Source organism: uncultured Mucilaginibacter sp. (assembly GCF_903913935.1).
In the GTDB taxonomy this organism is placed as follows: domain Bacteria; phylum Bacteroidota; class Bacteroidia; order Sphingobacteriales; family Sphingobacteriaceae; genus Mucilaginibacter.
Window position 1 is genome coordinate 1 of the sequence record NZ_CAIWNH010000344.1, and the last position, 12,575, is coordinate 12,575.

Here is a 12,575-nt window from a genome sequence, read left to right on the forward strand (position 1 = left end):
CGAACATGGTTACTTATAGTCTTTGGGCTGTTATAGCCCAATATTTCACAATACGCGATTAGTCTGCATCCGCTTATATCGATTGATCCGCTACCGCCTATTTTAAGCGTTAAGAATGTCCGAAGCACTGGTAACAACCCATTCTCAAGACAATATTGCAAAAGCTCAACAGGAACCTTTAAAAATGGACCGCCGAGTGAAGGATTGTTCTTGCTGGAACTGTCGTTTGGTGGGTTTAAACCTTGCATTATAGTTGAATTTATTATGCGATTGTTGTGAATGATTAGCCCGGTTATTATTGCGTGTGCTTGCTTCTGCCAAACTTTTTGTTAGTGTGCAATTCCAGGAAATGATTAACTTCCGAAAGTTTGTAATATATCTTGGCGCCAATCTGGCTAAACTCAATAAGACCATTGTCCCGGTAGTGCTGGGCGGTTTTCTTTGAGATTTTTAGGTACACAATAAACTCTTCATTATCCAGCCATTTATCAACTGTTGGTTGCTGCATACTATCCACCTTCGAGTTTATAGAATCGAGCATATTAAGTATTGTTTCCAGACCTGTAATTTTGACGTCCATATAATTTTGAATATGGTTAAAGTTACCAAGCCTTTTAATGAGATAGTGCGAAACCTACAACATAGCGAACTAGGGTATATTGAGGAAATATCAGGAATAATGTTCTTTAGATGGTAAAACGCGAAATTTATGTGGGATTAGAATTTCGCGGAAAAATGATCAAGATGCGTTTTTAAAGAGGGAGTCTAGTTTTTTTATAAGAGCGTCGTCTGGTTTCAGAGTGCTGTTACGGAATTTTTTTGTTTTCAGATAATCGGGTTTGCTACTTATTTCAAATGCATCCTGTAGTAAATCAAAATAATGCCAGTGGATTTTATCATTACGCGAAAGATAGGATATAAGCGTTTTCAATTGCGCTGGTGTGCCCTTCCAATAAATAATGTTACCACTAACCCATCCGGTGTGCAGTTTCAGAAAAACATCTTCAGATGTGTCGGGGGAAATTAAGTGCTCTTTTTGTAAAAGATGGAACAATTGTTTAACCTTAGATTCGGTTATATTTTGCCTGATAAATAAGCTTTTATCTTCATTCAACCGGGAAATCAAAGGACGATTAAAATCGTCGATATTATTGCAAAGCCTGGCTTGGTTGCTTGTGATATTTAAGTATTCTATTATCGGTTCAAAAACGACTGTTGAAAGAAATTTCTGACATTCGTCAAAGTGGTTTGATAGCTGCACTTCGCTTCCATCGTAAATTGCCTCACCAATTTTATCTTCCACTTTATAATGCACCGTTATTGACGACTCGCCAAACGGTAGCATGATTCTATTTAAAAGCGAAATTAGGCGATGTTTCAAATCAAGAATTTGAAGTTGAACACCATGTAGAGTTTCGGACGTAATTAGATTTCCGTTTATGGCATTTTTTAACTGGCCATATGCTTTCGTTTGAATGTCAAAATACTCCTTGTATGCTAAACCCTGAATTATCGTTGTAAACACCGTATCACTTGTGCCTTCTGCTACATAAAATGATGGGTCAGTAAATGATATTTGCTGTACTCTGGTATTTTCAACTAGGACAATTATTTCAATTTTGTCATAGTTTTCTAATATGCTGGCACACTTATCCTTAGTCATTAAACACCTCCATTGCTTTGTCCAGCTCGGCATTTACAATTTTTGCGTACACCTGGGTGGTTTTTATTGAAGAGTGACCCATTAAAGCGCTAACATATTCAATACGCATGCCCTTTCGCAATGCCCTGGTTGCCCAGGAGTGCCTGCTGGTGTGCATGGAAATATGCTTGTCAATTTCCGCCTTGCCGGCAATGTCTTTCAGATCCCGGTTTAAGTAGGCGGTGCAAGATGATATGGCTCTATTAAGTTGGAGCGGCGTATATTGATGACCTGACTTCAAAAATGGGAATATATAGTCGTTAGAAACAAGGGCCTCACTCTTGTACTTTTCAATAATACCTATGGCCTTTGAAGGGAGCGGTATCGTTATATGTTCCGTAGTTTTTTGAGTTACTATCGAAAGGTGCGTTCCGTTAAAGTCCCGCCACTGTAATTGTAAAAGGTCAGAAACCCGAATGCCTGCAGCGTAACATGCAAAAACGAAGAGCAGTCGATGGTGTTCCATTTTGGAACCGGGCGGTAACTGCAGTTTTTCTATCTTTGCAATCTCGGTATCGGTGAGATAAATCTTAGTGGTTTTTTCTAGTTTGAGTTTATATCTGAAAAAGGGGTTGTGTTCAGGCTCTATTAAACTCTCCCGCGTTGCATCATTAAAAAGCTTTCGTATTGTTCGGAACGACCCGTGAACCGTATTAACGGCATTATTCAGCGTATCGGTCAAATACTTTTCGTACCGCTTAAGGAAGTCGGTATCAATCTCTTCAAATTGAAGTTCCCTTCCACCAGCAAACTGATCCAGTTTTGATAGACTCGCCTTTACTTTTATATAGGTACCGATATGCCCGGATTTTAAAAGGCTGTCCCGATACGCGTTCCCATACGCCGTAAAACTGCCTAGGGCACGACCTTTAATCTTATTCTTTATTTTGGCAGAGGTTACATTAATGTCTTTACCTGCCAGCATCAATGACATATCCTCGGCTTCAGCAACTTTTTGTGCGATGAAACTATTAAGCCTGGCAGAATTGGGATGCCTGGATTTGACCTTTAATTTTTTGTCGTCCCATTCATCCTCATTCAGATAAATTCCGAGTGAGAGGAATTGCGCCTTACGGTTTTTAATTATCCGTATATAAAGAGGCGACTTATTTTCGTGGTTTTTTTTGTCGTTCCTGAAGATTATCTTGACACTTGCCATATAGTTGCAAGGTAAGAAAGGTACAACATAGGTACAACATTTTGGTGATTTATTTTCTTCTGATTACTTCCGATTTCTTACAAAAGTGCATTTTTAGATACTTTAAGGCACTTTTTAGGGTAATCAAAAGTAACGAAACAACGATATCGCAGTCCCGTCCATTCCGCTTAAAGAGCCGCAAGGCTTCGTAAAACGCTTAAATCCTTTGGTTTAAGCGTTTTTTTTTGCTCAAAAAATCGCATAACTAAGTATCAAAGGGATGAAAAAGGATATTTTTTTATACCCTCCCTACAGTATCTTATATCCTACGCTCAGCGCCCAAATGTTCTGTACCTGCCCGTATTTCGGATTTATTTTATCAAGGCCGCCCTGGTAGCGCAAGTCAGCGGTGATGCTCCCGAAATCGATGCCTGCACCCGCCTGAAAACCGTAGTTGTGGGGTTTATACAAGTTGAAATCTTTAAAAGTAGTATTAAATCCATCCGAAAAACTTTCATTTCTGCTCATCACGTCTACTAAAACAGGCCCGGCCAACAGCCTGAAGTTTAAATCTTTGGTACCGAAGGATTTTCCCAGCAAAACCGGGAAGTTGATATTTGTAAACGTTACTTTGCCGGTGCCGCTGGCGCTACTGAATTGCCCGCCTGTGCCATTTACATAAAGTTCGGGCTGTAAATACCAGCTTTTGCCGATCCGTGCAAATGCGCCTGCCTGGTAACCCGTAACGGTGGATGAACTGACATCGTTTGCACTGATATTTGAAAAATTAACACCCCCTTTTATCCCGAGGGAAAACTGGGCGTTAGCGCTTACACAAACTGCTATCAGCAGGGCTGTACTTAAAAGTGTTTTTTTCATATAGGCGGGGTTTTTGTGAATAGTTGTTATGCGATTATATAAAAATGATTTTGTTTGTTTCTTTTTAAATCGATGATGCCTGATTTAATAATTAAATGATCTTTTAATGGGTTAACGGCCTGCCATTAAATAAATTACAATAAACAAATAAAATATGAAGACAATCTGTAGTTCTTCATTTATCGCATAAAGATATTTAATTATTGCAAATATTAAGTGTTTGCACCAGAAACATTGAGCCTTCTTATTTTAAGCGGAGCCCATATTGAAATGGCCAAAAGAAGTTCCGGCGCAAAACCGGAACTTCATATTTAAACAGGTCACAATACAGTAACTATATTAGAGGATCTTAAACCCGACGCTCAACGCCCATAAATTTTGTCGTTGACCGAAATCGGGGTTTAAATCGGTAAGGTTGCCTTCGTAACGCAAATCTGCAGTAATGGCCCCAATATCGACGCCAACGCCGGCCTGGTAGCCCAGCGTACTGTTGCGGTAATGCCCAAAATCGTTGTAAGCGGTACTAAAGTTTTGCGATAAGCTTTCGTCCCTGCTTAACACCGAGGTGTAAATAGGGCCTGCCATGACCCTGAAGTTTAAATTGCTCGGGCCAAATTTATAGCCGACTAACAATGGAACATTTAAATTAGTGAATTTTACGTTGCCGCTGTAGGCATTGTCATTTGATTGAAAATGCCCGCCGGTGCTGCTCACATAAACTTCGGGTTGCAGGTAGAGACCTGTGCCTATCCTTGCAAACAAGCCAGCCTGGTACCCGGCTACCCCCGAGCTTTTTAAATTATCGGAGTTGATGGTCGAATAATTTACACCACCTTTAATTCCGAGTGAAAATTGTGCCTTTGCGCTGATGCATACCGCGATCAGGAAGGCTGTACATAAAAGAACTTTTTTCATAGTTTGTTATTAAGTTATTAATCCTATTCCACCCGCAGACCAAGCCTGTTGGATGCTATAGCTTTCATTATTTGATTGCCAAAAGGCAATCCGGTTTAATAATTACTTTGAATAAACAATTGCCTTGCCAACTTTTTAACTGTAACCCGCTTGTATTTTTATATTTTTGCTAAAAATAATTTAACAATGGCCGAGATAAGCATCACCAACAAGGATTGGGAACGTGTAAAAATTAAACTTCAAAGGAAATACAACCACCTGACTGACGAACAATTACAATATACAGAGGGCCAGGAAGACAGCCTGATCAGCAAAATAATGGAATTGGTAAACCGCGACAGGAATTATGTACTATTTACCCTTAAAAAGGCGTTAGTAAATATTGATAATAACCGGCTGTAAATCAATCTGCGCCAGTTAAAAATCTCCGGTGTTTTTTGTAGTTTTATATTTTAAATTTTGAAGATGAACAAGGGAAAAGTGCTATTTAAAAAACACAGAAGGCAAATTTTTTTTGGCGGGATATTAACGCTGGCAATAGCTACCTGGAGTTTTAAGGACGATCTTTTCCAGATCTCAAAAAACCTGGATGTGTTCGCTTCTGTATACAAAGAGGTCAATATTAACTACGTTGACGATATCAACTCCGAAAAAATGGTAAAAACAGGTGTTGATGCCATGCTGGATGGTCTCGACCCTTATACCGAGTTCGTCCCCGAATCGGAAATTGAAGAGTATAAACTGCATTATGTAAGCACGCAATATGGCGGGATTGGCGCCGGGATATTTGCACGCAAGAGTAAAGTATATGTATCAGATGTGTTTGAGGGTTTCCCTGCGCAAAAGGCTGATATAAGGCCAGGCGATGAGCTGGTTAAAATTAATGATATTTTACTGGAAGGTAAAAATAACGACCAGGTTGGTATTCTTCTGAAAGGCGCAAAAGGCGCCACCATAAAATTAACTGTACGGCGCGGAACGGCTCCGGTTTTTGATAAAACGCTGGTGCGAGACGAAATCAAACAACCCAATGTTTCCTATTATGGCATGGTTGACGGCAATATGGGTTATATTAAACTGGATAAATTCCTGGAGAACTCGGCCGATGAAGTTACCAATGCACTATCCCAGTTAAAAAAGAATAACCCCAACGGTATTATCCTTGACCTCCGCTCCAACGGAGGCGGAATTTTACAGGAAGCCGTGAAAATAGTGAACCTGTTTGTCCCCAAAGATGTTGAGATCGTATCGCAGATAGGAAAAATAAAAGAAAAAAATTTCACCTACAGAACCACAGGTACGCCAATGGAACCCGACCTGCCATTAGTTGTATTGGTGAACAGCCACTCTGCGTCCGCATCCGAAATTGTTGCCGGGTCATTGCAGGATCTTGACCGGGCTATTATCATCGGCCAGCGCAGCTACGGCAAGGGCCTGGTACAGCAAACCTTCAATTTGCCCTATAACAGTTTGGTAAAGATCACCATTGCCAAATACTACGTCCCCTCGGGCCGTTGCATACAGGCGATTGATTATACGCACCGCAAGGATGACGGCACCGTTTTAAAGGTGGCCGATTCACTGATCCATGAATATAAAACCAAAGACGGGCGCTCCGTTTATGACGGCAGCGGTATTTACCCGGATATTTTTATTAAACAGGATCATTTTGCTAATGTAACGGAGGCGCTTGTAGGTAAACTGCTGATATTTGATTACGCTACCCGCTACCGCGATACCCATTCAACCCTGAATGACCCGCATACTTTCAGTTTGTCAGATGTTGATTATGCTGAATTTGTGAAGTACCTGGACGATAAAAATTACAGCTATAACTCCGGGTCTGAAAAGTTATTGGCTGACCTGAAAAAAGAGGCTACCAAAGAAAAACAATTTACAGCCATTCAAAGTGAATACGACGCCTTAAAAGCCAAAATGGACGCCAGCAAAAAAAATGATTTACAACTGCATAAAGATGAAATAAAACAAGTGCTTGAAAACGAGATCGTGTCGCGCTATTACTTTGAAAAGGGCCGTTATCAAACCAATTTTAAATACGATAAGGAACTTGCCCAGGCCGTAAAAGTGATGCAGGACAAACAAATGGTGGCATCCATCTTAAAAGGCGAAGGCACATACAAAGTGATCGGTAAGCCTGTACTGGCCATGGTGAGTAAAAAAGCTGATGATGACGATGCGGATAATAAATAAATTCAAAAGCATATTCCTGCGGGATATTTATTCTATTAGCTAATCTGCTTCTCTAAGAGATAATAAACAGTTTATATGAAAGCGGCCCTTTTCAATGGAGGGCTGCTTTTTTTGTCCGCTATAATCCCTAAACTTTAAAAATGCATTTAAAACGAAGGGTATATTTACTGAAGTACTGATGATTTCGCGGTTGAATATGTATATGATCAGGATCAAATAATAATGTGCCCTAAATTATTGTTTAACCCGTTGTATTTCAATAATTTCGTATTGGTTTATAAATTATACCTCCAAAAAACCATTAACCGGCTGTTGATAGCCTTTTGGGATTAAATTTAACAGTTTATAGCGCCTGGAGATTCCCCTTTAATTCAGGCATTTTTTGTTGTTTACAGTTAAAGGTGTTTTATTATAAACCTTGCTTAAATCATAAAATACTAAATAACACCGCCGTGAAAAAACTTTATCCTTTCCTTATCACAGCTCTCTCCGCAAAACAATTGAGGCATTTTGTCGCAGTAGTCGTTTTATGTTTTGGAGCGTTTTTGCCCGGTAAGTTATTTGCGCAGGCGCCTGTGATATCCACTTTCTCGCCCATAAAAGGGCCGGTTGGCACCCCGGTAACCATAACCGGCACCGGTTTTAACACCACAGCCGCCAATAACGTTGTGTTTTTTGGCGCTACACGGGCTACGGTAACTGCTGCAAGCGCAACCGGTTTAACGGTAACGGTACCATCGGGCGCTACTTATGCGGCTATAACAATTTTAAATACGGGCACTGCGCTGGCGGCTTACAGTTCAGCTTTTTTTATGCCGACGTTTACACCTAATACCAGCGGTATCACTGCTGCGAGCTTTTCGCCAAAGGTTGACTTTACAGCAGGAACCTCCCCTTTTTCCGTCGCTATAGCTGATATCGATGGCGACGGCAAGCCCGACTTGGCTATTGTTAACTTTAAGGATAATACCGTTTCTGTGCTGCGGAATACAGGCAGCCCGGGTGGCTGCAGTTTTGCTGCCAAAGTAGATCTGGCGGCAGGAGGATATCCTGCTGAATTCGTTGCTATCGGCGATATAGACGGCGATGGAAAGCCCGACCTCGTTGTTGCAAACACCGGCGCAGGCACCGTTTCTGTCCTGCGGAATACCAGCAACCCGGGCAGCGTTAGCTTTGCTGCCAAAGTGGATTTCCCGGCAGGGAACCAACCCATTTCGGTTGCTATCGGCGATATAGACGGCGATGGCAAGCCCGAGCTGGTTATAGCGATCGCGGGGGGAACTAATATAGTTTCTGTATTGCGGAATACCGGCAGCCCGGGCATAGTCAGTTTCGCTGCCGGAGTAAACCTGTCTGCAGGAACGGGGCCTTATTCCGTTGCTATTGGCGACATAGACAGGGACGGCAAGCCCGACCTGGCTTTTGTTAACTTACTGGATAATACCGTTTCTGTGCTGCGGAATACCAGCAGCCCGGGCAGCATCAGCTTTGCTGCCAAAACGGACCTGGCAACAGGAACATATCCGATTTCCGTCGCTATCGGCGATATAGATGGGGACGGTAAACTTGATCTGGCTATAGCGAACAATGGGAGCAGTACCGTTTCTGTGCTGCGAAATATGAGCAGTCCTGGCAGCGTTAGCTTTGCAGCCAAAGTAGATCTGGCAACGGGGTCAGTTCCTGCCTCTCTCGCTATCGGCGATATCGACGGCGATGGAAACCCCGATATTGTTACTTCAGACCAGGGTAGCAGAGTTGCTGGTGTGCTGCGGAATAACAGCATACCTGGCAGCATCAGCTTTGCTGCCGAAGTAACGTTCGGGACAGGTGGCCAACCCAGATCCGTGGCTATCGGCGATTTGGACGGGGATGGCAAACCCGACCTGGTTACAACAAACGCTTCCAGCAATAACGTTTCGGTGCTGCGCAACACCCCGGTTGCTTCAGCAAGGGCAGCCGACCTTTTCTCGCTGCAATTAAGCGCCGGTACGCTATCGCCGGCATTTGACGCGGCCAAAACAACCTATAGCGCTTATGTGCCCAATGGCACCACCTTAATAACCGTATTGCCTGTAACGTTAGATACGGGCGCTACGGTTAAAGTAAATGGCACGGCAGTAGCCTCCGGAACAGTTTCTCCAACGATATTCTTAAACCCCGGCAGCAATACCATTAATGTCGTGGTTACTTCGGCTGACGGGTCTCTAACCAAAACCTATACCATAACAGTAACCAGGCCATTAAATACCAACCTCTCCAACCTCACCATCAGTAGCGGCACTTTATCCCCCGTGTTCGATTCGGTAAAAACCAGTTATACAGCAACAACAACCAGCGCGTATATAACCGTAACCCCAACTGCAGTTGACCCGGGCGATACGATCAAAGTAAACGGAACCGCTGTAAACTCCGGGGCAACATCGGCGAAGGTTTATTTAAATGCAGGCGCCAATAACATCAGTATCGTGGTAAGTTCGCCTGATGGCAGCGTCAGCAATACCTATACCCTAACGGTTACCCGGATCTCGTCTGTTATATCAGCCGACCTTTCCTTGCTGCAAATAAGCGCGGGGATCATATCGCCGGTATTTGCCTCGTCAAAGACCGCCTATACCGTTTTTGTACCAGACACCGCTACCTTAATTACCCTGACTCCCACCCTGCTTGACCCCGGCGCCACGGTTAAAGTGAATGGCAAAACGGTGGTATCAGGAACAATATCACCCAACATTTTCTTATATCCGGGCAGCAATATCATCAATACAGTAGTAACTTCAGCAGACGGCGCCACCATTAAAACATACACCATTACCATTACCCGGCTAACCGCCTATGCCACCAACCTGAGCAACCTGCACCTGAGCAATGGCGTAGTATTATCGCCGCAGTTTACACCGGCTACTACCGCCTATACCGCATCAACCACAACGGCATCCATTGCTGTTGAACCGGTAAGCAGCGATACCAATTCAAGAGTAAAAGTAAACGGAAGAATAGTCGCATCAAGAACATTTTCGCAGACCATTCCATTGTCCCCCGGCATTAATGTTATTACCACCCGGGTAATTGCGCAGGATAGCGCCACCACAAAAGACTATACCATCACCATTACCCGCCTGGTGTCGTCAGATGCAAGCCTTACCAATCTTGTTGCCAGCAATTGCAAACTATCGCCTGTATTTTCGCCGTCAACCATGGCCTATATGGTAAGTGCAGGAACCGGGATCTCCACCACAATGGTAAAACCCACTACCAGCGATCCCCTTTCAAAAGTTTTCGTAAACGGCGCAATGGTAGCCAGCGGAACAGCCACACCAGCAATCCCCTTATCCATTGGTCCTAATCATATTAATATTGTTGTAAAGGCGATGGACGGTACTACAGCAAACTATACGATAACCATTAACCGCAAACCCTCGACCAATGCAAGCCTCAGCAACCTCCGGGTAAACGAAGGCATAGTATTATCGCCCCTGTTTGCACCCGCAACAACCAGTTATACAGCTTCAACAACAGCAACGTCCATCGCACTTGAACCGGTTACCGCCGATACTTCTGCCTCGGTACAAGTGAATGGCAGAGCGGTAACCTCAAGGACATTTTCGCAAACTATCCCCTTAAATATTGGTGATAATACAATTACCACCAGGGTAATAGCGCAGGATGGAACTACGAAAAAGGACTATACCATCACCGTAACCCGCACATTAACCACCCTCAACAGTGTTTACGAGCCAATAAGTGTCAGCAACCCCACCGACAAGCCGCAACTAACAGGAGCAGGGATCAGCGTACACCCGGGACTATCGCCCAACGGGGATGGCATCAATGATTTCCTGCTGATACACGGTATTGCCAATTATCCTGACAATAAACTTACGATAATGAACCGGGCCGGACAGGTAATATTTGAAGCTAAAAACTACGATAACAGTACCAAAGTATTTGACGGGCACTCCAATAAAACAGGCGTAATGCAATTGGCGGGCACGTATTTTTATGCGCTTGATTACAGTATTAATGGAGCTATAAAACACAAAACAGGGTATATTGTGATCAAATATTAAAAAAATACATGCTTGATATTTAGACTTTTTAACCTTTGGCGCCTCGTTTTGAGGCGCTTTTTTATTGCAATCCCCGGGTAGTTTTTCCTGTTGTCAAAAAAATTAAATAAAAACAAAATTGACTATTGGCGCTTTTTATGGTCTATCCAATAAACAATTTGATATTTATGAAAAAACTAGTTTTTACAGCCGTTATATTATTTGGCTGCTTATTATTCAAAACAGCCGATGCACAACTCACTATAAGTGCTGGCGTAAACATCGGCAACCAGCCCTCATGGGGGCCGGTTGGTTATAACAATGCGAGGTATTATTATATTCCTGATATTGATGCTTATTATGATGTGCCTGCACACGTTTATGTTTACAGGGAAAACAATGTTTGGGTTCATCGCGGCTATTTACCCCCACGATTCCGCAACTGGGACAGGTACCATAGCTACAAAGTGGTAATTAACGACCGTAACCCATGGGAGCGCCACGAACAATGGAGATCCCGTTATGCAGGCTACAGGGGCCGCCGCGACCAGGTGATCATCCGCCAAAGCCGTGACGAGCGTTACCGCAACCATTGGAGAGGTGATGAAGATCGCAGAGACAGGGGAGGCTATGGAGATGGCGATCGTGGCGACAGGGGGCATGGTGATCATGGTGCCCGCGACCAAGGTGACAGGCATTAACCGCACTTAAAATAAGATTATTTGAAGGCAGGCTGATGAAAATTGGCCTGCCTTTTTTTATCGTTGTTTAAGCACTTTTAGAATAGCTTTCGCCCAAAAAGTACCTAAAGCCGCTGCGCCTTTTTTATTGGGATGCAGGTAAAAGGTACCCTGGTGGCCTTCCTCTGGCGTAAGATCGGTTAAATAATTTTTTTTGAAATAGCCGAAGGCATCGGTATCGCCAACGAATACTTGTTTGGGATGCGTTTGGGCATAATCAGCCACCAATTGGTCGATCAGCGGGATATAGCTTTGCAGTCTGGATAAACCCTCCTGCAGGTATTTGGCGCCGTTATAGGTATTTGGGCTGTACCAGATGGGGTGCTGAAAAATGATGATACATCCCGGAAATTCTTTCAACAGGTTATCGACTATGGTTTTTAAATTTTGCTGATAGTTTCCGGGAGCCACTGGCGAACCGTTTGGCCCCTCGATAGCACTGTCATTAGTGCCGAGTTTGATGGAGAATATAAGTTGCGCCTTTTTATCTTCAAAGGCTGACGTGGCCACTTCCACTTTTTTAAAGGCAGTACCCGTAGATGGTAAAAAATCAACCGTGGTAAAACCGCTGTATCCCTGGTTTGAGTAGTTAACCGTACCGATATTAGCCTGTTTCCGTAAATACACTGCTGCAATAACCGGCGGCGCGTGATCCAGCGGATCATCAAGATTAGCCCCATGGGTAATACTGTTGCCGATAAAGACAATGTTGAGGTTTTGTTTGACGGTTTGGGCGGAGGAGGTAAAGCCACCACAAAATAAAGCTGCAATCGTAACCAATAAAAATCGAGAGGTGTTTGTTTTAAAGTTTTTCATCATGTTTCTATTTAGGTCCTGGTATATAGCAGGGCCAGGTTAAGGATATTCCTCTTTAACAATAATAATCAGCATTTCTTTGCCTGCGTCATTTATAGCGATATTTTTAAAAATGCTTGCTATTGCAA

10 protein-coding genes are annotated in these 12,575 nt (G+C 43.2%); 4 read left to right on the forward strand and 6 right to left on the reverse strand.

Annotation, left to right across the window (positions count from 1 at the left end; genetic code table 11):
* Nucleotides 1-295: 295 nt before the first annotated feature.
* From QZY09_RS13490 to QZY09_RS13510, 5 genes are all read right to left on the reverse strand, one after another.
* Complete coding sequence (locus QZY09_RS13490) at nucleotides 296-580, reverse strand: helix-turn-helix domain-containing protein (RefSeq protein ID WP_295673176.1); 285 nt, start codon at nucleotides 578-580, stop codon at nucleotides 296-298.
* Between the two features lie 159 nt (nucleotides 581-739).
* A complete protein-coding gene (locus tag QZY09_RS13495; protein WP_295673177.1) occupies nucleotides 740-1,663 on the reverse strand; it encodes a hypothetical protein in 924 nt (307 codons plus the stop codon).
* Nucleotides 1,656-2,861, reverse strand: coding sequence for a site-specific integrase (locus QZY09_RS13500; RefSeq protein WP_295673179.1), 1,206 nt, complete (start codon nucleotides 2,859-2,861; stop codon nucleotides 1,656-1,658). Before QZY09_RS13500 ends, QZY09_RS13495 begins: the two co-directional genes overlap by 8 nt.
* A 288-nt stretch (nucleotides 2,862-3,149) precedes the next feature.
* Complete coding sequence (locus QZY09_RS13505; protein ID WP_295673181.1) at nucleotides 3,150-3,719, reverse strand: porin family protein; 570 nt, start codon at nucleotides 3,717-3,719, stop codon at nucleotides 3,150-3,152.
* 339 nt (nucleotides 3,720-4,058) lie between these two features.
* Entirely contained in the window at nucleotides 4,059-4,634 is a 576-nt protein-coding gene (locus QZY09_RS13510; RefSeq protein ID WP_295673182.1) for a porin family protein, read from the reverse strand.
* Nucleotides 4,635-4,820: 186 nt separating this feature from the next.
* Here QZY09_RS13510 and QZY09_RS13515 point away from each other — a divergent pair, with 186 nt between their 5' ends.
* From QZY09_RS13515 to QZY09_RS13530, 4 genes are all read left to right on the forward strand, one after another.
* The gene (locus tag QZY09_RS13515; protein ID WP_295673184.1) at nucleotides 4,821-5,036 is read left to right on the forward strand and encodes a hypothetical protein; all 216 of its coding nucleotides are present in this window, start codon (nucleotides 4,821-4,823) and stop codon (nucleotides 5,034-5,036) included.
* A gap of 63 nt (nucleotides 5,037-5,099) precedes the next feature.
* Nucleotides 5,100-6,845, forward strand: coding sequence for a S41 family peptidase (locus QZY09_RS13520; RefSeq protein ID WP_295673185.1), 1,746 nt, complete (start codon nucleotides 5,100-5,102; stop codon nucleotides 6,843-6,845).
* 452 nt (nucleotides 6,846-7,297) lie between these two features.
* Nucleotides 7,298-10,912, forward strand: coding sequence for a cadherin-like beta sandwich domain-containing protein (locus QZY09_RS13525; protein WP_295673187.1), 3,615 nt, complete (start codon nucleotides 7,298-7,300; stop codon nucleotides 10,910-10,912).
* 167 nt (nucleotides 10,913-11,079) lie between these two features.
* The gene (locus QZY09_RS13530; RefSeq protein ID WP_295673188.1) at nucleotides 11,080-11,592 is read left to right on the forward strand and encodes a hypothetical protein; all 513 of its coding nucleotides are present in this window, start codon (nucleotides 11,080-11,082) and stop codon (nucleotides 11,590-11,592) included.
* Between the two features lie 57 nt (nucleotides 11,593-11,649).
* Here QZY09_RS13530 and QZY09_RS13535 read toward each other — a convergent pair whose 3' ends face one another.
* A complete protein-coding gene (locus tag QZY09_RS13535; protein WP_295673190.1) occupies nucleotides 11,650-12,450 on the reverse strand; it encodes a GDSL-type esterase/lipase family protein in 801 nt (266 codons plus the stop codon).
* Nucleotides 12,451-12,575 lie beyond the last annotated feature (125 nt).